This is a genomic window from Algoriella xinjiangensis, from assembly GCF_900115015.1.
GTDB lineage: Bacteria > Bacteroidota > Bacteroidia > Flavobacteriales > Weeksellaceae > Empedobacter > Empedobacter xinjiangensis.
On sequence record NZ_FOUZ01000011.1, the window covers coordinates 120218 to 144350 of the forward strand.

At 31.5% G+C, this 24133-nt stretch carries 23 protein-coding genes and 2 tRNA genes; 17 read left to right on the forward strand and 8 right to left on the reverse strand.

The annotated features are described in order from the left end of the window. Positions 1-35 precede the first annotated feature (35 nt). From BM072_RS11595 to pheS, 12 genes are all read left to right on the forward strand, one after another. Positions 36-1115: a glycosyltransferase family 4 protein gene (locus BM072_RS11595; RefSeq protein WP_092908836.1), complete on the forward strand. Its 1080-nt coding sequence runs from the start codon at positions 36-38 to the stop codon at positions 1113-1115. Further along, positions 1099-2133 carry a polysaccharide biosynthesis protein gene (locus tag BM072_RS11600; RefSeq protein WP_092908837.1) on the forward strand — a complete coding sequence of 345 codons (1035 nt, stop codon included), beginning with the start codon at positions 1099-1101 and terminating at the stop codon, positions 2131-2133. Before BM072_RS11595 ends, BM072_RS11600 begins: the two co-directional genes overlap by 17 nt. Before the next feature lie 54 nt (positions 2134-2187). Then, on the forward strand, positions 2188-2592 hold the full coding sequence (locus BM072_RS11605; protein WP_092908838.1) for a WxcM-like domain-containing protein: 405 nt from the start codon (positions 2188-2190) through the stop codon (positions 2590-2592). Between the two features lie 64 nt (positions 2593-2656). Further along, positions 2657-3775 carry a polysaccharide biosynthesis C-terminal domain-containing protein gene (locus BM072_RS11610; protein WP_092908839.1) on the forward strand — a complete coding sequence of 373 codons (1119 nt, stop codon included), beginning with the start codon at positions 2657-2659 and terminating at the stop codon, positions 3773-3775. Between the two features lie 62 nt (positions 3776-3837). Next, the gene (locus BM072_RS11615; protein WP_092908840.1) at positions 3838-4188 is read left to right on the forward strand and encodes a four helix bundle protein; all 351 of its coding nucleotides are present in this window, start codon (positions 3838-3840) and stop codon (positions 4186-4188) included. A 47-nt stretch (positions 4189-4235) separates the two neighbouring features. Next, a complete protein-coding gene (gene wecB / locus BM072_RS11620; RefSeq protein WP_092908841.1) occupies positions 4236-5375 on the forward strand; it encodes a non-hydrolyzing UDP-N-acetylglucosamine 2-epimerase in 1140 nt (379 codons plus the stop codon). A gap of 6 nt (positions 5376-5381) precedes the next feature. Further along, entirely contained in the window at positions 5382-6584 is a 1203-nt protein-coding gene (locus BM072_RS11625) for a glycosyltransferase family 4 protein (protein ID WP_092908842.1), read from the forward strand. After that, positions 6577-7182 (forward strand): sugar transferase, encoded by a 606-nt coding sequence (locus BM072_RS11630; RefSeq protein WP_092908843.1) that lies wholly within the window; start codon positions 6577-6579, stop codon positions 7180-7182. The genes BM072_RS11625 and BM072_RS11630 overlap by 8 nt, the downstream gene beginning before the upstream one ends. 1 nt (position 7183) lies before the next feature. Next, positions 7184-8152: an ATP-grasp domain-containing protein gene (locus BM072_RS11635; RefSeq protein WP_092908844.1), complete on the forward strand. Its 969-nt coding sequence runs from the start codon at positions 7184-7186 to the stop codon at positions 8150-8152. After that, positions 8142-8783: an HAD family hydrolase gene (locus tag BM072_RS11640; RefSeq protein WP_092908845.1), complete on the forward strand. Its 642-nt coding sequence runs from the start codon at positions 8142-8144 to the stop codon at positions 8781-8783. Before BM072_RS11635 ends, BM072_RS11640 begins: the two co-directional genes overlap by 11 nt. 36 nt (positions 8784-8819) lie before the next feature. Then, a complete protein-coding gene (locus tag BM072_RS11645) occupies positions 8820-9956 on the forward strand; it encodes a DegT/DnrJ/EryC1/StrS family aminotransferase (RefSeq protein WP_092908846.1) in 1137 nt (378 codons plus the stop codon). 148 nt (positions 9957-10104) lie between these two features. Then, positions 10105-11124 carry a phenylalanine--tRNA ligase subunit alpha gene (pheS, locus tag BM072_RS11650; protein ID WP_092908847.1) on the forward strand — a complete coding sequence of 340 codons (1020 nt, stop codon included), beginning with the start codon at positions 10105-10107 and terminating at the stop codon, positions 11122-11124. 46 nt (positions 11125-11170) lie between these two features. On the opposite strand, the gene BM072_RS11655 is transcribed toward pheS, so the two are convergent. Together BM072_RS11655 and BM072_RS11660 are read right to left on the reverse strand one after the other, a co-directional pair. After that, positions 11171-11659: a MepB family protein gene (locus BM072_RS11655; protein ID WP_245752158.1), complete on the reverse strand. Its 489-nt coding sequence runs from the start codon at positions 11657-11659 to the stop codon at positions 11171-11173. Positions 11660-11667: 8 nt separating this feature from the next. Continuing rightward, on the reverse strand, positions 11668-12735 hold the full coding sequence (locus BM072_RS11660; RefSeq protein WP_092908849.1) for an ABC transporter substrate-binding protein: 1068 nt from the start codon (positions 12733-12735) through the stop codon (positions 11668-11670). 187 nt (positions 12736-12922) lie between these two features. Here BM072_RS11660 and BM072_RS11665 point away from each other — a divergent pair. After that, positions 12923-12996, forward strand: a tRNA-Arg gene (locus BM072_RS11665). Between the two features lie 108 nt (positions 12997-13104). On the opposite strand, the gene der is transcribed toward BM072_RS11665, so the two are convergent. The 4 genes from der to BM072_RS11685 all read right to left on the reverse strand — a co-directional run bounded on the left by der (position 13105) and on the right by BM072_RS11685 (position 15496). Then, positions 13105-14412, reverse strand: a complete 1308-nt coding sequence (gene der / locus BM072_RS11670) for a ribosome biogenesis GTPase Der (protein WP_092908850.1) — start codon at positions 14410-14412, stop codon at positions 13105-13107. A gap of 103 nt (positions 14413-14515) precedes the next feature. After that, complete coding sequence (locus BM072_RS11675) at positions 14516-14944, reverse strand: adenylyltransferase/cytidyltransferase family protein (protein WP_092908851.1); 429 nt, start codon at positions 14942-14944, stop codon at positions 14516-14518. Between the two features lie 23 nt (positions 14945-14967). Then, a complete protein-coding gene (locus BM072_RS11680; RefSeq protein WP_092908852.1) occupies positions 14968-15318 on the reverse strand; it encodes a phosphomannose isomerase type II C-terminal cupin domain in 351 nt (116 codons plus the stop codon). A 105-nt stretch (positions 15319-15423) separates the two neighbouring features. Beyond that, positions 15424-15496, reverse strand: a tRNA-Phe gene (locus BM072_RS11685). Between the two features lie 146 nt (positions 15497-15642). Between BM072_RS11685 and cls the strand changes: the two genes are divergently transcribed. Beyond that, positions 15643-17139: a cardiolipin synthase gene (gene cls, locus BM072_RS11690; protein WP_092908853.1), complete on the forward strand. Its 1497-nt coding sequence runs from the start codon at positions 15643-15645 to the stop codon at positions 17137-17139. A gap of 45 nt (positions 17140-17184) precedes the next feature. Here the strand turns inward: cls and BM072_RS11695 are convergent, their stop codons facing one another. Next, positions 17185-17823 carry an HdeD family acid-resistance protein gene (locus BM072_RS11695; RefSeq protein ID WP_092908854.1) on the reverse strand — a complete coding sequence of 213 codons (639 nt, stop codon included), beginning with the start codon at positions 17821-17823 and terminating at the stop codon, positions 17185-17187. Positions 17824-17999: 176 nt separating this feature from the next. Between BM072_RS11695 and BM072_RS11700 the strand changes: the two genes are divergently transcribed. After that, positions 18000-19325, forward strand: a complete 1326-nt coding sequence (locus BM072_RS11700) for a hydroxymethylglutaryl-CoA synthase family protein (protein WP_092908855.1) — start codon at positions 18000-18002, stop codon at positions 19323-19325. Positions 19326-19385: 60 nt separating this feature from the next. Here the strand turns inward: BM072_RS11700 and BM072_RS11705 are convergent, their stop codons facing one another. Next, complete coding sequence (locus BM072_RS11705; protein WP_092908856.1) at positions 19386-20810, reverse strand: MATE family efflux transporter; 1425 nt, start codon at positions 20808-20810, stop codon at positions 19386-19388. A 188-nt stretch (positions 20811-20998) separates the two neighbouring features. On the opposite strand from BM072_RS11705, the gene BM072_RS11710 reads away from it, so the two are divergent. Together BM072_RS11710 and BM072_RS11715 are read left to right on the forward strand one after the other, a co-directional pair. Next, the gene (locus BM072_RS11710; protein WP_092908857.1) at positions 20999-23113 is read left to right on the forward strand and encodes a prolyl oligopeptidase family serine peptidase; all 2115 of its coding nucleotides are present in this window, start codon (positions 20999-21001) and stop codon (positions 23111-23113) included. Between the two features lie 76 nt (positions 23114-23189). Beyond that, positions 23190-24044 carry a hypothetical protein gene (locus tag BM072_RS11715; protein WP_092908858.1) on the forward strand — a complete coding sequence of 285 codons (855 nt, stop codon included), beginning with the start codon at positions 23190-23192 and terminating at the stop codon, positions 24042-24044. Positions 24045-24133: the final 89 nt, after the last annotated feature.

Consider the following 24133-nt stretch of genomic DNA (forward strand, 5'->3'; position numbering starts at 1 on the left):
GAGTGAGAACATATGAAAAATAGAATACATTTATTATGAAAAAGATATTATTGGTTTCTCCATTACCACCTCCTGTGGGAGGAATAGCGAGTTGGACGGTAAATATGCTTGACTATTTTAAAAATTATTCTAATAAAAACTATATATTAGAACATCTTAATAATGCAATGCAATTAAGAAATATAACTTCTACCTCAAAACTATTGCGTGTATATTTTGGTATAATTAATTTTCTATTTTTTTACGTAAAGTTGTTTAAAAAAATTTTACATAAACCAGATTTATGCCATTTCACTTCAAGTGCTTCGTTAGGATTATTTAAGGATATTTTTTTCATATTGACATGCAGACTTTTTAATATAGAAACAATAATTCATTATAGATTTGGACGCATACCCGAACTTTATGAGAGCAAAAATTGGGAATGGAAACTTTTAATATTTGTGAATAAAATCAGCACATTTGTTATTGTACTGGATCAAAAAAGTTTAGATATTCTCAATAAATATCATAAATATGTTTTTTTAATTGAGAATCCTGTTGCACCTCAATTAATTGAATTTAAGAAAGGAGCGGAAAAGCGAGAAGAGAATTCAATCGTTTTTGTTGGTCATGTTACTAAACAAAAAGGAATTTATGAACTTTTTGAAGCGACAAAGAATTTAGACAGTAAATATAAGCTTGAAATTGTTGGTCCTTATGAGGAAAATGTAAAACAAGATTTATTGGAAATGTTTGGGCATGAAGAATTAGTTTTTTGTGGTCCTTTATCAAAAGAAATTGTGTATGAAAAAATGATTAATTCAAAACTTTTGATTCTTCCTTCATATACAGAAGGGTTTCCAAATGTAATTATTGAAGGAATGGCTTTGGGTTGTAGTATTATTGCAACAGATGTAGGAGCTATTCCAGATATGTTGGGTGGAGATAGGGGAGTCGTAATTGAACCTCGAAATGTAGATCAATTAAGAGAAGCAATTCAGAATCTATTATTGAATGAATCTATTAGAACAGAGATTAGCTTAAATGCTGAATCATATGCACTCGAAAACTATACAATTGAAAATATCGTTAAAAAATTAGAATTTATTTGGACTTATGAAAATTCAAAATAAAACCCTTTTAATAACAGGTGGAACAGGCTCTTTCGGAACAGCTGTTCTCAACCGTTTTTTACAAACTGATCACTTCAAAGAAATCCGTATTTTTTCTCGTGATGAGAAAAAGCAGGATGACATGAGAAATCTTTATAAAAATGATAAAATCAAATACTATATCGGAGATGTAAGAGATTTTTCAAGTGTAGAACCGGCAACGAGAGGGGTCGATTATATCTTTCATGCAGCAGCTTTAAAACAGGTTCCGTCATGCGAGTTTTTCCCAATGCAGGCAGTGAAAACCAATGTTGAAGGAACACAGAATGTTATCCGTGCAGCGGCAGTCAATAAAGTACAAAAAGTTATTTGTTTGTCTACAGATAAAGCAGCATATCCAATCAATGCAATGGGAATCTCCAAAGCAATGATGGAAAAAGTAGCGGTTGCTGAAGCAAGAAATCTTACAGATACTGTAGTTTGTCTTACGCGTTACGGAAATGTAATGGCTTCCAGAGGGTCTGTTATTCCATTGTTTTTAAATCAGATTCAAAAAGGAGAACCGATTACAATAACTGACCCCAATATGTCAAGATTTTTCATGTCATTGGATGATGCGGTAGATTTGGTATTATTCGCGTTTGAAAATGCAAATCCAGGAGATTTATTTGTGAACAAAGCTCCTGCGGGAAGCATAGGTGATTTAGCGCAAGCTTTAATTGAACTGACGGGTAAAGAAGTGCCTGTGAAAGTAATAGGAACCCGTCACGGAGAAAAATTGTATGAAACATTATGTACCCGAGAAGAAATGATCAAAGCAGAGGATATGGGAGATTTCTTTCGTGTTCCTGCAGATAACCGTGATTTGAACTATGCAAAATACTTCTCAGAAGGAGAAGAAGATGTTTCAAAAATTGAAGATTACCATTCGCATAATACTGAACAACAAGGAGTAGAAGGCTTGAAAAAACTGATCTCTACTTTACCCCTTATCCGTAAAGAAGTTTTCGGGGAAGATGTAACGCAATATCCTTATTAGAAGGCAAAAGTAAAAAGAACTAAGTTGAAGGTAAAAGAGGTAAAAACTAATTGTATGTTACTAGTAGGAAAGAAACATCAGGATGAAAGAGGAATCATTACTTATAATAATGATTTTGATGCTTCGCAGATCAAAAGAATGTATACCATTGAAAATCATTCAACGGATTTTATCCGCGGTTGGCAGGGACATAAAGTTGAGCAAAGATGGTTTGCTTGTATGAAAGGGTCTTTTGATATTTCTGTGATTGTGGTAGATAATTTCACAAATCCTTCAAAAGATTTAATAATTCAGAAATATCTTTTAACAGATGATATTTTAACTTACCTCCATATTCCGTCGGGTTGTATTACAGCAATTCAGGCGAAAGAAGAAGGAAGCAAATTATTAGTTCTTGCCGATTACGGATTGGGAGAGATTGATGATGAATACAGATACAGTCTGGATTATTTTAACTAAATAAAAAATTTAAAAGTTGGTCAATAGAAAGTTTATTAAACCGACTATAAAAATCACATATTAAATGAAAAAAATCGGAATTACCGGTCAGAATGGTTTTGTTGGAAAACATTTGTATAACACTTTAGGATTATTTCCTGAGGAATTTCAAAGAGTTGATTTTAAGAAAGAATATTTTGAAAACGAAAACCAATTAGACCAATTTGTTGTTGAATGTGATGTTATCATCCATTTAGCAGCAATGAATCGTCATGAGAATGAACAATTTATCTATGAAACGAATGTAGGCTTAGCCCAAAAATTAGTCGATTCTCTGAAAAGAACTAATTCAAAAACTCATGTGATGATTTCCTCTTCGACTCAGGAAGAAAGAGATAATCTGTATGGAAGGTCAAAAAGAGAAGGAAGACAAGCTTTAGCCAATTGGGCAGAAGAAAATGGAGGTAAAATGACAGGATTGATTATTCCGAATGTATTTGGAGTATTTGGGAGGCCTTTCTACAATTCATTTATTGCTACATTTTGCCATCAGTTAACACATGGCGAAACTCCAACGATTGCTAATGATGGTGAAGTGAAATTGATTTACGTTCAGGAATTGGTTGATACTATTATTAATGAAATCAAAGAAGGTAACAGTAAAGCAGAATTCTTTATCGAACCTACTGCTACCAAAAAGGTTTCAGAAGTTTTATCATTATTGAATGACTATAAAACAAAATATTTCGACGGCGGAGAAATTCCTGCGATCAATGATTCTTTTGAACATAATTTATTCAACACTTATCGTTCATACATCGATTACAAAACGCATTATCCTGTAAAGTTTATTCAACATAAAGACCCTCGTGGAGCTTTTGTTGAAGTCATTCGTTTAGGGATTGGCGGTCAATGTTCATTTTCAACTACAGTGCCGGGAATTACCAGAGGAAATCATTATCACACAAGAAAGATTGAGCGTTTTGCGGTGATTAAAGGAAAAGCTTTAATCCAACTGAGAAAAATTGATACCGATGAAGTATTAGATTTTTATTTAGATGGAAACGAACCTGCGTATGTAGATATGCCGATTTGGTACACACACAACATCAAAAATATAGGAGACGAAGAATTATATACCATTTTCTGGATCAATGAAGCATTCAACCCGGAAGATGCAGATACTTATTTTCTGGAAGTTTAAAGAGGAAAGGCAAAAGGTAAAAGTAAAAATGGAGCGTAAAAATTAAATAAGTATATTAAGTTATGAAAGAAAATAATTTATTAGACAGAATTTTTAATTTTAGTGTAGATACCTTAAAGTTCTTAAGGACATTGCCTTTAAACGATGAGTTGAAAGTTATTAAATATCAGTTAATAAAATCTTCTACATCTGTAGGTGCAAACTATGAGGAATCACAGGGAGCGTCATCAAAAGCAGATTTTAATAATAAAATCAGAATTGTACTGAGAGAAGCACGTGAATCAAATTATTGGCTAAGAATTATTAGTGCCTTAGACTATAAATCAGATAAATTGCAAACATTATTACAAGAAAGTAAAGAATTAAAAAATATATTTGGAGCAATTTTGTTAAAAGGAAATAAAGAGGGATAAGTATTTGCCTTTTTACCTTTTACTTTTGCCTTAATAAAAATCATACAATGAAAAAACTAAAAGTAATTACTGTCGTAGGAACCCGTCCGGAAATTATAAGACTATCAAGAGTTTTAGATGCATTAGATGCTTCTGAAGCCGTAGAACATATCATCGTTCATACCGGACAAAACTATGATTACGAATTAAATCAAATCTTTTTCGAAGATTTAGGACTTCGTAAACCTGATTATTTCTTAGAAGCGGCTGGGAAAACGGCTACTGAAACGATAGGTAATATTTTAATAAAAGTAGATCCTTTATTAGAGGAATTAAAACCTGATGCTTTTTTAGTGCTGGGAGATACTAATTCTTGTTTGTGTGCAATTCCAGCGAAGAAAAGACATATTCCTATTTTCCACATGGAAGCAGGAAATAGATGTTTTGACCAAAGAGTTCCGGAAGAAACCAACCGTAAAATTGTAGATCATACTTCAGATATTAACCTAACGTATTCAGATATTGCAAGAGAATATTTGTTGAGAGAAGGACTGCCTGCGGACAGGATTATTAAAACGGGTTCGCCAATGTTTGAGGTTTTAAATCATTATTTACCACAGATTGAAGCTTCTGATGTTTTAAATAAATTAAATTTAGAAGAAGGAAAATTCTTTGTAGTATCTTCTCACCGTGAAGAAAATATCAATTCTGAGAAAAACTTCAGAGGATTGATGGCTTCTTTAAATGCGATTGCAGAAAAATATCAATATCCAATCATTGTTTCTACACATCCACGTACTCAAAACATGATCGATAAGATGCAGATTGAAATGCGTTCTGAAATTCAGTTTTTAAAACCACTTGGTTTCCATGACTATAATGCATTGCAGAAAAGAGCATATGCTGTGCTTTCAGATTCAGGAACTATTTCTGAAGAATCATCAATTTTAAATTTCAGAGCGTTAAATATTCGTCAGGCTCACGAAAGACCTGAAGCAATGGAAGAAGCAAGTGTAATGATGGTGGGACTTTCACCTCAACGTATTTTACAAGGTTTAACGCAGGTTTTACAGCAAAAAGTAGGAGCAGAAAGGAATTTCAGACAAGTTTCTGATTACTCAATGCCGAATGTTTCAGAGAAAGTAATGAGAATTATTATTTCTTATACTGATTATATTAAAAGGACTGTTTGGTCTGAAGAAATTTAAGATAAAATGAACATTATTTTTTTGACGTTAGTTGAAATTAATTCTATAGAAGATCGTGGAATTTATCAGGATTTATTACGCAAATTCCGTGATGAAGGTCATGATATTACTATAGTGACACCAGTTGAAAGAAGAAAAGGAATTACTACAAATTTTAAAGAAAAAGAAGGCGTTTCTATACTTCAAGTAAAAACCTTGAATATTCAAAAAACAAATATTATAGAAAAAGGAATTGGAACTCTCGCAATAGAGTTTCAGTATCTTTCTGCAATAAAAAAATATTTAGCAAATAAAAAGTTTGATTTAGTTTTATATTCAACACCTCCAATAACCTTTGCGAAAGTGATAGAATTTGTTAAAAAACGAGATAATGCAACTAGCTATTTACTGTTAAAGGATATTTTTCCACAAAACGCAGTGGATATGAAAATGTTAAAAGAAGGAAGCTTTATTCACAAACAATTTGTAAAGAAGGAGAAAAAATTATACAAAATTTCGGACACGATTGGTTGTATGTCTCCCGCAAATGTTGAGTTTGTTTTGAAACACAATCCAGAGATAAATTCAAATAAAGTAGAAGTTAATCCAAATACCATAGAACCTGCTATATTTAATTATTCTTTTGAAGAAAAGAAAACGATTAGAGAAAAATATAAGGTGCCAGTTGATAAAAAAGTTTTTGTTTACGGTGGAAATTTAGGAAAACCACAAGGATTAGATTTTTTATTAGAAACTATTCTGGTAACTAAAAACGAGAATGCTTTTTTCTTAATTGTTGGTGACGGAACAGAATTTCTAAGAATAAAGGAATGGTTTGATAATAATCAACCAAAAAATGCAAAACTATTGCAACGTCTCCCAAAAGAAGATTATGATAAATTGTTAGTCGCTTGTGATATCGGTTTAATATTTTTAGATAAAAATTTTTTGATACCAAATTTTCCATCAAGATTATTATCGTATTTAGAAATGAATATTCCTATTTTAGCCGCAACAGATCCAAACACGGATATTGGTACTATTATTGAAGAAAATGGTTGCGGATATAAAATTTTAGCTGGAAATCAAGTAGAAATACAGAATAAAATTAATCAACTTTTAAGTTCTGATTTAAAACAAATGGGTTTAAATGGTCAAAAATTACTATTAAATAATTATACGGTAGATATATCTTATAATTTAATCATGAATAAACTAAAACATGTATAAACATTTTTTTAAACGTTTTTTCGATTTTATTATTGCCTTAATCGGTTTCATTGTGTTATCACCGATATTTATTTTTGTAACAATTGGATTATATTTTGCCAATCAAGGAAAACCATTCTTTTTCCAGAAACGTCCAGGTAAGAATGAAAAAATATTCAGCATCATCAAATTCAAAACCATGAATGATAAAAAAGATGCGAATGGAAATCTTTTATCAGATGCAGAACGATTAACACCTATTGGCGCATTTGTACGTAAAACCAGTTTAGACGAAATTCCACAATTAATTAATGTCTTAAAAGGAGATATGGCGATTATTGGACCACGCCCTCTTTTGCCTCAATATTTACCTTTGTATAGTGAGAGTCAAAAACGCCGTCACAATGTTCGTCCAGGGATTACTGGTTGGGCGCAAGTAAATGGACGTAATGCAATATCTTGGACAAAAAAGTTTGAATTAGATGTTTGGTATGTTGATCACGTTTCTTTTTCAACGGATGTAAAAGTCTTTTTTACAACTTTCAAGAAAGTGTTTAAAAGCGAAGGAATTTCGCAAGACGGACAAGCAACAATGGAAATGTTTAACGGAAATAATTAAAATGAATAATATATTAGTTACATCAGCAGGGCAAAGAGTTTCTTTGGTTAAAGCTTTTCAAAAGGAAATCAAAAAGCTTAATGAAAATAACAAAGTTTATACAGTAGATCTGAATCCAATGTTGGCGCCTGCTTGTCATATTTCTGATGGCTATAGAACGGTTAAACGAGTAACGGAGAAAGATTATATATCAGATTTGCTTCAGATTTGTAAAGAGCTGGAAATCAAAATTATTATTCCGACAATAGATACAGAATTATTAATTTTAGCTGAAAATAAGCAACTATTTTTAGAAGTAGGTGTAGTGCCAATTGTTTCAGGATTGAATTTTGTAAAAGCTTGTCGAGATAAACGCGTCATAAATCAATTTTTTGTAGAGAATAATATTGATATTCCACAAGATTTAGATAAAAATAATTTAACGTTTCCTTTATTCATTAAGCCTTATGATGGTTCTTTAAGCAAGGATACCTTTCTTATTCAAAATGAATCGGAGTTGACAGATTACCATTTTGAAAATCCGAAGTTGATGTTCATGGAATATATTGATCATGCAAAACATGATGAATATACAGTGGATACCTATTATGATAAAACGGGTGCTTTAAAATGTGTTGTTCCACGCAAAAGAATTTTTGTAAGAGCAGGTGAAGTTAATAAAGGGATTACCCATAAAAATGAAATCGTAGAATACGTGAAAGAACGTCTTTCTTTTATTGAAAATGCGGTAGGTTGTTTGACAATGCAATTTTTTTTTAATCAAGAAACCAAAAGAATTATTGGAATCGAAATAAATCCACGTTTTGGTGGCGGGTATCCATTGAGCTATTTGGCAGGAGCAAATTATCCAAAATATATCATCGATGAATATATTTTAGGAAAAGAAGTTGATTATTTTAATGATTGGGAAAATAATTTATTAATGCTTCGCTATGATGACGAAGTTTTAGTGCATAATTATGAAGACTAAATACATTATTTTCGACCTAGACGATACTTTAATGTATGAGGTTGATTATTTAAAATCTGCTTATAAGGAACTTGCTGAAATAATTGACCCTAAAAATAAGGATGAATTATTTGAAAAAATGTTTGAACTTTATAAAAACGGCAAAAATGTTTTTGATATTTTAGTTGAAAGATTTCCAAGTTTTTCTAAAGGTCAATTATTAGAAATCTACAGAAATCATTTTCCAAATATAAGTTTGAATGATGGAGCAAAGGAAATATTTGACTTTTGTAGAGAAAAGAAGTATAAAATTGGATTAATTACGGATGGTCGCTCTGTAACACAACGAAACAAGTTAAAAGCACTTGGTATTGAAAATATTTTTGATAAAATAATAGTTTCAGAAGAATTTGGTTCAACAAAACCTGATGAAAGAAATTTTAAAACTTTCATTGAAGAAGGAATTGATACCTATTTTTATATTGCAGATAATCCAAAGAAAGATTTTATAACACCTAATAATTTAGGATGGACAAGTGTTTGTTTGCTAAATCAAGGGAAAAATATTCATTCACAATATTTTGAATCTGAGGATGTTTTTTTACCCGAATTGAAAATAAACAAGTTGTCCGAATTGAAAAAAATATTGTAAAAGATTCTTAAATTTGTACAACAAAAACAACTATAAATGAGCAATAAAATATGGTTATCATCTCCACACATGGGTGGAAATGAATTAAAATATATTCATGAAGCATTTGACGCAAATTGGGTAGCACCTTTAGGACCTAATGTAAATGGTTTTGAAGAAGATTTAGAAAATTTTTTGAATGCCAATGTAAAAGTTGCGGCACTTTCTGCTGGAACTGCGGCATTGCATTTAGCATTAATAGAGTGTGGAGTTGTACACGGTGATGAGGTTATTTGTCAATCAATGACATTCTCTGCATCTGCAAATCCAATTGCATATTGTGGAGCAATTCCTGTTTTTATCGATTCAGAAAAAGACACGTGGAATATGTGTCCAAAAGCTTTGAGAGAAGCAATTGTAGATCGTACAGCAAAAGGTAATAAGCCAAAAGCAATTATTGTTGTTCATTTGTACGGAATGCCTGCAAAAATGGACGAAATTAATGCAATTGCGAAAGAATTTGATATTCCAGTAATAGAAGATGCAGCAGAAGCTTTAGGTTCAAAATATAAAAATGTAGCGTGTGGAACGTTCGGACGTTTCGGAGTTTTAAGCTTTAACGGGAACAAAATTATTACAACTTCTGGTGGTGGTGCATTAGTTTGTAACACACAAGAAGATAAAGATAAAGCGGTATTTTTAGCAACACAAGCGCGCGATAATGCACCTCATTATCAACATTCGCATATTGGTTATAACTACCGTATGAGTAACATTACGGCTGGTATTGGTCGTGGTCAAATGGAAGTTTTAGCAAGTAGAGTAGAAGCGCGTCGTGCAATGAATAAATTTTACCAAGATTTATTTGCTGACATTGATGGTGTAACTGTTTTTGTAGAACCAAATTCAGACTATTATTCAAATCATTGGTTATCTGCAATTTTGGTTGATCCAAAAGTAGCGGGTAAAACTCGCGAAGAATTGCGTTTAGCTTTATTAGAAGATGATATCGAATCTCGTCCATTATGGAAACCTATGCACATGCAACCAATCTTTGCAAATTCGCCATATTACGGAACAAATGTTTCGGAAGAATTGTTTGAGAATGGATTGTGTTTACCTTCAGGATCTAATTTAACAGATGAAGAGCGTGAACGAATTTCTAAAAAAATAAAAGAAGTTTTCGGAAAATAATTTTCTCAAAATAAAATATAATCTAAAAAGAGTAAACAATTTGTTTGCTCTTTTTTTGTAGAAATAAATCAAACAAAGATAAAAGTAACCGAATAATTTGATTTAACTCTTTAATCTGTTAAATTTGTAGTCAAATTGTTCAGAAATTATGATTGACCAAATCAAACAATATATTGAGGAAGTAAAAAACTTTCATTCAACAAATGCTACTGAAATCGAAGAATTCAGAATTAAGTTTTTAGGTAAAAAAGGTATTTTAACAGATTTATTTACACAATTTAAAGCTGTGCCAAATGAACTGAAAAAAGAATTTGGTCAAGTTGTGAATGAATTAAAAACCATTGCAACAGAAAAATCAACAGTTCTTAAAAATGAAATTTCTAACGACGGTAAAACGGACGTTTCTTTAGATTTAACTCGTCCAGGAGAGCCATTTACATTGGGTTCTCGTCATCCAATTAACATTACGAAGAATCGTATTATTGAGATTTTTAACCGTATTGGATTTAGTGTTTCTGAAGGTCCAGAAATCGAAGATGATTGGCACAATTTTACAGCATTAAATTTACCAACCTATCATCCAGCGCGCGATATGCAAGATACTTTTTTCATCGAAAAAGATCCAGATATTGTATTGCGCACGCACACTTCATCTGTTCAAATTCGTCACATGGAGAACAATCAACCGCCAATGCGTTTCTTGGCGCCAGGTCGTGTTTATCGTAACGAAGCTATTTCGTCTCGTTCGCACATGATGTTCCACCAAATCGAAGGTTTGTACATTGATAAAGGTGTTTCTTTTGCAGATTTAAAACAAACGTTAAGCTATTTTACAACTGAGTTATTTGGTAAATCAGAAATTCGTTTACGACCATCGTATTTCCCTTTTACAGAGCCTTCTGCGGAGGTTGATGTATATTGGGGATTAGAAACTGAAACCGATTATCGTATGACAAAAGGTACTGGTTGGTTAGAAATTATGGGTTGCGGAATGGTTGATCCTAATGTTTTGAGAAATGTAGATATTGATCCTGAGAAATTCTCTGGATATGCTTTCGGAATGGGAATTGAGCGTATTGCTTTATTGCTTTATCAAATTGGAGATATCCGTTTGTACACAGAAAATGATAAACGTTTCTTAGAGCAATTTAAGTCAGAATTATTCTAATTGAAGATAAAATAAATAGAAAAAGGAACTCAATTGAGTTCCTTTTTTAGTTGAATAATTTTTCAAGTTTGATGAAATCGACTTGGTTATTTTTTGTAATTTCTATAAAATATTTCGTTTGCCAATTTTGAGTTTTCTCCGCTTGTTTATTGGTTGGAATTACCCAATCTGGATAAACTCTAAAACCTCTTTTTCCTTCTTTTTTTTCTGTAGAAAGAATATTTTTATCGGCTAAAATTTCTTTCGAAAAGATAAAAAATCCTCTTTTATCAGCATCTTCAACTGCAATAATGTAAAATTTGAACTGATTATTTACTGAAAATGGTTCAGTTTGATTCTCATTATTTCGTTGCCATAATGTTACAAATTGACCAACTTTTTTGGGCGTTATTTTCGCTTTTCTAAACTTTATATTGGTTTGATTGACATGTAAATTATATCCAAAATAATCGTCACATTCTACATCTTTTTCTAACGAATCAATTTTTAGATGAAGTGGTTTTAGAATGATTTCTTCAAAAATATTTAAAATCAAAACGTATTTTATTTTAATTGTTTATAAAAATATAATTCATGTTTTGGAAATAAATTTGGATAAAAAATCTTTCCTAAATCATTCAAAATAAAATCAGGACGAATAATTCCTTTTTCAAAATAATCATTTGCACCTTTAGCATTCATTCGGTTCGAATATGCGTAAACATTTCCTGATTTAAAAGCATCGAACCAAGCATAATTTGGGTAAGAAGCTTTCATTTGTTGCAGATTATCAAAGTTGGTTACATTAATCCAATGCGTTGCCGCTTTTCCTTTTTTATAGACTTCTTCAAAGGTTAAACTCAAACTATTTTCGCCCGATTTATCGTTAAAAATATAATTTCCTTTCGCATCTTCTATTAATTTTGCTTGCAACAAATCTTTTGTTGGCGCATACCAAACATCGCCGTACATTGTGTTTGCAAGCGTAGAAACAGTTCCTTTTCCTTGTGTTTGAATAATATTTTTTATCGAATCGTAACGGTTTTTTACAGTTTCTACATGTTTTGTAGCGACATCATTTTTACCAAATAATTTTCCGAAAATCTTTAAATATTCAACTTGTCCAAGCGGATTTTGTTCTTTGTATTCGTCCAAATACAAGATTTTTATTCCATTTTGTTCCAATTGCTGATGAAATTTTGCCAAAACAGGGTTAGAACTTGCGATAATAAGTTGCGGCTTATTTTTTAAGATAACTTCCGAAAATAATTCGTTATTATTTCCAATGTTCAAAATTGTTTTATTTGCGATTCCTAAAGCTATTTTAGGATTATAAACAAAATCTGCATCACTTACACCTTTTAATGTGTTTAAGGCGTTTAAATCGTCTAAATAAGTAATTGCAGAAGCAGTTTCTACCATTACAGTTTGTATCGGCAACTCTTTTTTATCAAAAGTAACTGTGTTTCCTGAAGATTTTATGGTAATTGAAGTTTCAGTTTCTTGAATTGAGATATTTTTAGCGAATTGAAATGTTGTGTCTGTAGTTGTATTTTTTTCAATTTCTTTGGTTTGTTTACAAGCGCTAATCGTGATGAATAGAAGTGTGCTTAAAACTATTTTTTTTATCATTTTTTACTTAATTTAGAATTTGCAAGGTAAGAAATCTAAAAAAATGAACGAAATTATTTTTGTAAGCAATTGAATTATTGAAGATTAAATTTAAGTTAAAAATTTTTGAGCAAATTAATAGGAATTATTGATAAAAGTACCTTATATTTGCAGTCGAAAATAAGAACAATAGTTTTTACTTTTAAATGGCCGAGTGGCGCAACTGAATAGCGCACCTGATTACGGCTCAGGAGGTTACAGGTTTGAATCCTGTCTCGGTCACAAATTGCTCAGCGTCAATCGTTGAGCTTTTTTTATGAATATTAAATTCTATTGTTATTCAATAAAAAAGTCCATCTACATATCGTAAATGGACTTTTTGGATTTTTATTATTTCTTTCTGAAGTAAACTTCGATCGGAACTCCTTCAAAATCAAACTCTTTTCTCAATTGATTTTCGATAAATCGTTTGTAAGGATCTTTTACGTATTGTGGTAAATTACAGAAAAACGCAAATTGTGGCGTTTTAGTAGGTAATTGTGTCACATACTTAATTTTGATGTATTTTCCTTTGATTGCTGGTGGAGGTGTAATCTCGATAATTGGTAATAAAATTTCGTTTAATTTACTAGTTTTAATACGACGACTACGGTTCTCATGTACATCTATAAATGTATCAACAGCTTTTAAAACACGTTGTTTAGTTAATGCAGAGATAAACAAAACTGGCACGTCTGTAAAAGGCGCAATACGTTTTAGGATTTTATCTTTGTATTCCTTCATGGTATTTGTTTCTTTTTCAAGTAAATCCCATTTGTTAACTAAGATAACAACTCCTTTTCGGTTACGTTCTGCTAAATAAAGTATATTTAGATCTTGTGCCTCGATACCACGTTCGGCATCAATCATCAAAACACAAATATCACATTCCTCTATAGCACGTACAGCACGCATTACAGAATAGAATTCTAAATCTTCGCTAACTTTTCCTTTTTTACGCATTCCGGCAGTATCTACCAAAACAAACTCGTGTCCGAATTTGTTGTACAATGTTTCGATAGAATCACGTGTTGTACCAGCTATGTCTGTTACAATGTTACGTTCTTCACCTAATAATGCGTTAATAAAAGTAGATTTTCCAGCATTTGGACGACCTACGATTGTTATTTTTGGTAAACCTTCGAATGGATCTACGTGAACTTCTTCCGAAAAAGTATCCACAACAGCATCCAATAATTCACCTGTTCCACTCCCGCTCATTGCAGCGATTGTAAACATATTCTCGAATCCTAAGTTATAAAACTCATACGAATCCTCTAAATTTTTGTTGGTATCGACCTTATTCACAACTAAGAATGTAGGCTTCTTAGTGCGTCTTAAAAGGTTGCCAACTTCCTTATCCATATCCGTTAATCCAACTTGATTATCTACCATGAACAAAATTACATTTGCTTCATCAATAGCTAATTCAACTTGCTTACGGATCTCTTCTTCAAAGGTATCATCAGACCCAACGACATACCCACCGGTATCGATAACAGTAAATTCTTTTCCATTCCAATCTGATTTTCCGTAGTGACGATCGCGTGTAACACCTGAAGTGTCATCAACGATAGCTTGTCTTTTTTGGATCAATCGATTGAAGAAAGTAGATTTACCAACGTTTGGTCTTCCTACAATTGCAACTATATTTGACATTTTGCAAAGGTATATATTTTGGTAAATAGTTTTACATTAATTTTTTGATAGATAAACTATTGTAAATAAAAAAGGTTAGAAATTCATCTAACCAGTCCATTTTTTATTTTACAATTTTCAAAAACTCTTTCTCTGCCACGACTTTTCTTAGTCCTGAACTTGAGAAACGGTGATCTCTAGAGTTGTAATAAAATTCTATTCCTTTTTCTTCGCAGTATTTACGACCAGTAAAATCTTGATCTTGGTATTCGATACCTAAAATACGAACATTGATGTTGAATGATCGTAAAATGTCTTCTAAATCTTCTTCGGTTGCGTAAGGAACGATTTCGTCTACAAACTTGCATCCTTTTAGTTGAATATAGCGTTCTACAACGGTTTGCGTAGGACGGTTTTTTTCTGGACGATCCAATGTTGGATCAGTTTGTAAGCCGACTATCAAATAATCACATTGCTGTTTTGCATCTTCAAGCATTTTTATATGCCCTGCGTGCAAAAGGTCAAATGCACTAAATGTTATTCCGATTTTCATAGTATGTTTTGGGTTATATTGTCTTAATCTTCGCTCGATCGGTTGTAATCGTCTTCAATACGAACAATATCATCTTCTCCAAAATATGTACCATGTTGTACTTCGATAAAAATTAATTTCTCTTTACCTATATTTTTTATTCGATGTTTTGCCTGTAAAGGTATTATTACAACTTCTCCTGCATTGTATTCGTAATCCTTGTCATTAAGCGTTACCAAAGCTTTTCCTTGTACTATTGTCCAAACTTCAGCGCGCTTATTGTGATATTGATAAGACAAACGTCCATCAATATTCACTTCTATTCTTTTTACTTTATATGTATTGGTGTCTTCTAAAACATAGTAAGAACCCCAAGGTCTGTTACCTATTTCCATTTATATGCAATTTACGGAATATTTTATTATCTTATTAACAATTTTTAATGAATGAATTGTTACCAAAAAAAAACCTCAAACTAAAAGCTTGAGGTTTTATAAATGTGGTGCCTCCAGGAATCGAACCAGGGACACAAGGATTTTCAGTCCTTTGCTCTACCAACTGAGCTAAGGCACCATTCATTTTGGATTGCAAATATAAGGCAGTATTTCTGTTATTTCCAAAAATATTTTAATTAATTTTATAATTATTTTTTAAACAACTGATTTTTAGAAAGATATTTTCGAGAATGATTTTTGATAGACGTATAAAAAAACAGATAAATGGATTGGACAACGACACTTTTAGATTGTTGGAATTTTATAAAACAATGGTATTGGATTCCGCTTACATTGCTATACATCATGGTTATTATCACCATTTTAATAGAAAATAGGAACCCAACAAAAACAATTGCATGGGTTTTAGTGATTATTTTTTTACCGGTAATCGGAATTGTTATTTATTTCTTTTTTGGACAAGAATTTAACCGCGAACGGTTTTTTCAACGAATAGATAAACGTCAAAAATTAATTATAAATCAAAAATGGGACGAGATGGAAAGTCTTATTCAAGATGATTTATCACAAATAGAAACCGAAATAAATTCATTAACTCAAGTTTTTAGGTATTTAAATAATAGTCGAATTGCTCCACCATCCACAAAAAATAAAGTTAAACTTTTGATTAATGGAGAAGAAAAATTCCCACTGTTTTTAGAAGCTTTACGTTCTGCTCAAGACCATATTCATTTGGAGTATTATATTTTTGAAGAAGATAAAATTGGAAATGAAGTTATTGAAATTCTAAAAGAAAAAGTAAAAAAAGGCGTAGAAGTTCGTGTTACGGTTGATGATTTTGGTTCGCCAAAAATTAATAAACATCATAAACGATTTGAAGATGCAGGAATTCAATTTCAGACATTTTTACCCGTTCATTTTTCATCTTTAGCCAATTCAAATTACCGTAATCACCGCAAAATATTAATTGTTGATGCAAAAATTGCCTTTGTTGGCGGAATTAATATCAGCGATAAATATATCAATCAAAACGGAGAGAAAAGTCCAAATAACGAAGTGTATTGGCGCGATACATCTGTTATGATTGAAGGCGAAGCTATCAATAGTTTGCAATTGCATTTTTACTTAAATTGGATGATGACTGACGGAAAAGAGTTTAAAATTTCGAATAGAAAATATTTTTTTAATTCAGAAAATGTTGAGTTTACAAATACTGCAACGGTTAGTTTTGGGCTTACTTCGCCCGGTGATAGCGTACATTCTGCTATGGAAGCTATGATTTTAGCAATTACTCTTGCAAAGAAAAAAGTACAATTGTGTACACCTTACTTTATTCCAAGTGATGAATTTAAAACGGCATTAATGATTGCAGTTTCTGGCGGTGTTGAAGTGGAGTTAATTATTCCTAAAAAAGGAGATTCTACTGTTGTGCAACAAGCGTCTTTGTCGTATCTAAAGCCTTTGATGAGACGTGGAATTAAGGTCTTTTTGTACGAAAAAGGATTTATTCATGCAAAAACAATTACGATTGATGATGAACTTGCTTTTATTGGAACGGTTAATTTAGATTACAGAAGTTTCTTTATTAATTTCGAAATTACGTCTGTTATTCATGATAAAATATTACTGAAACAAATGGCGGAACAATTTATATTAGACAAAGAAAATTCAGAGATTTTGACAGTTAAAAAATGGGAAGAAAGACCATGGTACAAACGTGCATTTGCTTCAATTTGTAGACTATTAGCACCAATTTTATAATATATCCACAAAAAAACCACTCATTACGAGTGGTTTTTAATTTTTCTATTGATTTCTAAAATCTTCAATTTCTTGTTTGATTTGAGCATATCGTCTTTTCAAATCATCAGATAAATTATCTGGTAAATCTTTAATTCGTTTTAATTGAAATGATAAAAACACAGCGAATAAACCAGAGGTAATTACCGCCATTCCTAGCCATACAACAGCTGTTAAACCTGCTAGTTGTGGTGTCCAAAGTAATATTATTGCTAAAATTAAACTGATTATAGAGATAAATAAAGAGAAGCCCCAATCTTTTACACCATAATTTTTTAAATCGAAAGAATGACTAATTCCCGAAATTGAACGGAATAAGATTAAAAATCCGACATAATAGGCGAAAACTTCTAAAGAAAGTACAGGATTTACAACTAACAAAAATCCGACAATTGTTGTTACAATTCCGTAAGCTAAAGTCCAGCCCCAACTATCAATTTCGTCTTTGTTCGCAATCGAAAAAATGATTTCAGAAATACCTGAAAATAAGAACGAAATACTAAATACTAATGATAAAGCGGCGTAAGAAGCCAATGGATTTACAAAACAATAAACCCCTAATCCGATAAATAATAAGCCAATTAATAATAAAATCCACCAATATTTAATGGATTCTTTGATTGATTTGTAGAACGTTCTTGCCATAGTGTAGTGTTTTTAAATAATTAAAATTAGTATTCTAAATTTATGAATTTTATAAGAATATAGCCACATTATTTGTTAATTTTTAATGAATTAAGATTTATCTAAAAGCAAAGATTATTCATTGTTTTAAAAATCAAATAACCATTAACTTTGATGTTCGCTTAAAAAATTTAGAGATGAAATACGGAATAGAAGCGGCTTCTATTTATGTGCCACATATTTATTTGCCAATAAAAGATTTAGCAATTCAAAGAAATATTGACCCTGATAAGTTAGAGTTGGGATTGGGATTAAAAAAAATGGCTGTTTTAGATGTTCATGAAGATACAGCGACAATTGCCGCAAATGCGTTATTAAAATTGATTGAAAATTTTAAGATTAATCCTTCAGAAATTGGACGTATTTATTTAGGTACAGAAAGTGCATTAGATGGTGCAAAACCAACGGCAACTTATGCGGTGCAGCTGGTAGAATCTGTTTTGAAAGATCAATTTGGAGATCGACCTTTTAAGCATACAGACGTTGTGGACATGACATTTGCGTGTATTGGAGGTGTTGATGCGTTGCATAATTCGATAGATTATGTTCGCGTTAATCCAACTCGTAAAGCGATTGTAATTGCGGCGGATTATGCAAAATATGGATTAGAATCGACGGGCGAATATACGCAAGGTGCGGGTGCTGTAGCGATGTTGGTTTCTAATCAACCAAATTTAATTGCTTTTGATAATGTTTGGGGAGTTGGAATGGAATCTGTTTTTGACTTTTTTAAACCGCATCAAACTACAAATCAACCCGAAATTTTAAATGCTTTAGGAACATCTAAAAGTGAGATTGAGCTTTTTTCGGATGAACCTGTTTTCGAAGGTCAATATTCTAACGAATGTTATAAAAATCGTGTGAGAGAAGCGTATTACGATTTTAAAGAGAAAGCTGATTTTAAAGATAAATTGTACGAAAATTGGCGATATATTGCTTTTCATTTACCGTATGCTTTTCAAGGAAAACGAATGTTTTCGGATGTTTTTGCGCTAGAAAATAACCTTGATAATTCGAATGAAAATGTAAAAATAATTTCTAAATCTCCCGAATATAAACAAGTTATTGCCGAAAAAGTAGAGCCAACGCAACGTGCTTCTTCAGAAATTGGAAATATGTATACAGCTTCAATTTTTACAGCATTTTTATCAGCTTTACAAGTAAGTGCAGATGAAGGTGAAGAGTTAGTAGGAAAAACAATTGGTTTTATTGCGTATGGTTCGGGTTCAAAATCAAAAGTATTTCAAGGACATGTTGGTGAAAATTGGCGTGGCGTAATGGATAAAATTAACTTGTTTGATTCTTTAGAAAAAAGAGAAGCGATTACATTTGGTCAATACCAAGATTTACACAATAAGAAATTAACAACATCTATTGATGCGACAAAAGGTTTTGCTTTGACAAGAATAGAAAAGGAAAATCCGGATTTGAGAGGCGCAAGATATTATACCTACAACGGTTAATGATCAAATCAATTAATAATAAAAAAAACCACTTCATTGCGAAGTGGTTTTTTTACTATTTTATACTTGTTTCAGTTTCCATTTACCTCTTTTGAAAAGGATAAATGCAATAATCGCAATAAATGTTTCTGCAATAGGAATGGCGATAAAAACGCCTTCTTCTTTCAGGTTTAAATGATAAGATAAAAAATAAGCCAACGGAATTTGGAACAACCAAAATCCAACAAAGTTTATTAAAGTTGGTGTCATCGTATCTCCAGCACCGTTAAATGCATTCATCATTACCATTCCGATTGCATACAAAACAAAACCGCTTGCCAAAATATACATACCTTCTTTTGCAACGATTTTGATATGCTCTTCGGTTGTAAAAATAGAAACCAAATAATTACTCATTCCATAAAAAATAACACTTACAATTACCATGTAAATGATATTGAATTTCATTGTCATTAAAACAGATTTTTCTGCTTTCTCAGGATTTTTATTTCCTAAGTTTTGACCAACCAATGTTGCAGCAGCATTGCTTAAACCCCAAGCAGGCAACATAAAAAACATCATTAATCGTAAGGCAGTTTGATAACCAGATGAAGCAATTTCTCCACCAGTTTGTGCCACAATTCTAGCCAAAATAATCCAACTACAACTTGCAATAACATATTGTACAATTGCAGGAACGGCTATTTTTACAATATTAATAATGAGGTTAATTTTAGGCTTAAAATAAGAAAGCTTTATTTGGATTAATGAATTGCTTTTTGTCAAACAATACAATTGATACAAAACTCCACAACTTCTACCAATGGCAGTTGCTAGCGCGGCACCTTCTAATCCCATTTCGGGAAAAAATCCCCAACCACGAATTAGTATCGGACAAAGAATAATGTTTATAATATTAGCAAGCCATAAACTTTTCATGGCGATAGCTGCATTTCCAGCACCTCTAAAAATTCCGTTGATTAAGAAGAGCAAAACAATGCTTAAACAACTTGCCATCATTATTTGTGTAAAACGTTCGCCATATTGTGCAGATTCTAAACTAGAACCCATCCAAATCAATAAATCTTTGGCGTATATAAACCCAAATATGCTTAGAATTATGGTAATAATAATGGATAATAAAATGGCTTGTGAAGCACTTTCAGAAGCTTTTTCTGGTTTTTTTTCTCCAATTCGTCGGGCAATAATTGCCGTTGCCGCCATACTTATTCCAATTGATATAGAATAAACAATTGTAAGTAGAGATTCTGTTAAACCAACAGTTTGTATGGCGTAAGCACTTTCTTTTAAGTGTCCAACAAAGTATAAATCTACCAATGCAAAAACGGATTCCATTGCCATTTCAAACATCATTGGAATGGCCAATAAAAACACGGATTTTTTGATTGGGATCGCGGTTAAATCTAAGTTTTCGCTTGAAAATGATTGTTTTATCAACGAAAAAATAGACGCAATTTTGGCTGTAAAATTTGAATTTGCAGTCATAATTTTAGTTTTTTAATACGAATAAATAATAATTGTTATGAGTTGAACGTTAAGCTGCCGCGAAGTTTTATCGTTCATATTCAATTCTAAAATCTGAGAGGATTTATGGGGCAAATGTAAATCATTTTAGCGAATATCAAATTATCTTTTTGATTTCTTATCTTTACAAAAACAGCAATTATACAAAAATGAAAAAAACTGCTTTTATTTTATTAAATGTAGCACTTATGGTAGGAGTGAATGCACAGAGTTATAAAAAAAAATATCCTGAAACAAAAAAGGTAGACCACGTAGATACTTATTTTGGAGAAGAAGTTCAGGATCCATATCGTTGGTTAGAAAATGATTTATCTGAGGATACAAAAAAATGGGTAATCGAGCAAAATAAAGCAACTTATGCTTATTTGAATGAGATTCCGTTGCGTGCTCAATTAAAAAAATCGTTAACAGATATTTGGAATTACGAAAAAATTTCGACTCCATTCAAAGAAGGTGATTTTACGTATTATTATAAAAATGATGGGTTACAACAACACTCAATTTTATACCGTAAGTTAGGAGAAAGTGGAACAGAAGAAGTTTTTTTAGATCCAAATAAATTTTCAAAAGACGGTTCGGTTTCTTTGTCTGACGTAAGTTTTTCGAAAGATGGAAGTTTAGTTGCTTATTCAATTTCTGAAGGTGGTTCGGATTGGAGAAAAGTAATTATACTTAATGCAAAAGATAAAACACAAGTAGGTGAAACATTGGTTGATGTAAAATTCTCTGGAATTGCTTGGAAAGCAAACGATGGTTTTTATTATTCATCTTACGATAAACCAAAAGGATCAGAATTATCAGAAAAAACAGATCAACACAAATTATATTACCACAAATTAGGAACGGCTCAGAAAAAAGATCAAATGATTTTTGGTGGACAAGAAACTCCACGCCGTTATGTTGGTGCATATTTAACTGATGACGAGCGTTTCTTGATTATATCAGCTGCAAATACAACAACTGGTAATGAGTTGTATTACCAAGATTTATCGCAAGCTGCAAGTCCAATAAAAACAATTGTTGGTAATTTTGATACAAGCACTTCTGTTATTGATAATGATGGCGAAACATTCTACATTTTTACAAATAACAAAGCGCCAAATAATAAAGTTGTAAAAGCAACAATTTCTGATTTAAGCGAAGCTGCTTGGAAAACAATTATTCCTGAAACAGAAAATGTGTTATCAGTTTCTACTGCAGGAGGATATTTATTTGCGAAGTATCTAAAAGATGCAATTTCGGTTGTTGATCAATATAAATATGATGGATCAAAAGTTCGTCAAATTACATTACCAGGAGTTGGTTCTGCATCTGGTTTTGGAGGTAAAAAATCGGAGAAAGAAATCTATTTCGGATTCTCTAATTACATTACGCCATCTACAAGTTACAAATACAATGTAGAAACGGGTTCGTCGGATGTTTACATCAAACCAAATGTAAAATTTAATTCGGATGATTATGTTTCAGAACAAGTTTTTTATACATCAAAAGATGGAACAAAAGTTCCGATGATTATCACTTACAAAAAAGGATTAAAGAAAAATGGTAAAAATCCAACAATTGTATATGGTTACGGAGGTTTCAATATTAGTTTAACGCCAGGATTTAGTCCAGCAACTGCTGCTTGGATTGAAAACGGTGGAGTTTACGCTGTTCCAAATTTACGTGGAGGAGGAGAATATGGTAAAAAATGGCACGATGGTGGTCGTCAATTCAATAAATTAAACGTTTTCAACGATTTTATAGCAGCTGCAGAATATCTTCAGAAAAATAACTTTACTTCGCCAGATTATACTGCTTTGTCAGGAGGATCTAATGGAGGATTATTAGTTGGAGCAACAGAAACAATTAATCCTAAAATTGCGAAAGTAGCATTGCCAGCTGTAGGAGTTTTAGATATGTTGCGTTACCACACATTTACTGCTGGTGCAGGTTGGGGTTACGATTACGGAACTGCCGATGATAGCAAAGAAATGTTTGAATATCTGAAAGGATATTCGCCTGTACACAATGTAAAAGCGGGAACTTGTTATCCGGCGACTTTGGTTACAACTGGTGATCATGATGATCGTGTTGTACCAGCGCATTCGTACAAATTTGCCGCAAATTTACAAGCAAAACAAGGTTGTGAAAATCCAGTTTTAATCAGAATTGAAACAAAAGCTGGTCACGGTGCAGGTCGTTCTACTGAAGTTGTAATTAACGAAACTGCAGATAAATTTGCATTCACATTGTGGAATATGGGAATCAAAAAACTAAAATAATTTAAGTTTTAATATTGCTTAAAAATCCATTTGATTAATCAAATGGATTTTTTTATTTTTATAGAAATGATTCTATATGAGTAAATTATTAACACTGATTATTTTTATTTCAAGTTTTTCTTTTGGACAATATATAAAAAAAGCTACAATTGTTTTAACAGACGGAACAACAATAGAAGCTCGTGATATTGTTTACGCAAATAAAGTTTATGAGTTTAAATCATTAGATAATTTACTTTTAAATCAAGAAATTACAAGAGATATAGTTTCTGAACTAAAATTTGATTCTATAAGTTATACTGAAACCGTACCTAGAATTAAAGAAACTTTAGCTGTACACATTAAACCAAATGGTTTATATCAAGCAATTGAAGATTTTTATAGCGGTATACCAACTTCTACAGAAAAAATAATAGGAAGAGAAGATGGCGGGAAAAATTATAATTATCCAAAAGATTTGATGTTATTTAAAACAACAGAAAAAAAAGTAGTAAGTTCTCCATTTGCAATTGTATACGAGGATGAACTTTATTTAAATCTAAAAGGATTAAATAAAATAGAGTCAAAAGAAATGAAAGCTTTATATGCTAACTCCGAGGCAATAAACAGATATATTCGTGTAAAATATAATAATGACGACTATTATTATACAGAAGTTTATCAGAAAAAATCGAATGATGCCGCTATTGTAGGTGCTTTATTATTTGGACCTATTGGCGCTGTTATAGGTTCTGCAATTAATACTCAAAGTCTAGATAAAGATGTTTTTCCAATAATTTTACTTAATCAAGATCGTAAAACGTATCAAGTTAATGATTGTTTAAATTTTAATAAAATATTAAAGGATAAACTTAATTTTAAGATTCAATGTAAATCTAAAGAAGATAATAGTCTTCAGAATGTTAGAAAACATTTAATAAAAAGTCAATAGCGTCCTAAACGTTTAAAAAAAGTTCAAAAAAAGAGGGTTGAATTTTGTATCTCAAATTATCTTTGAGTTGCAAAACAAAAACTCACCCT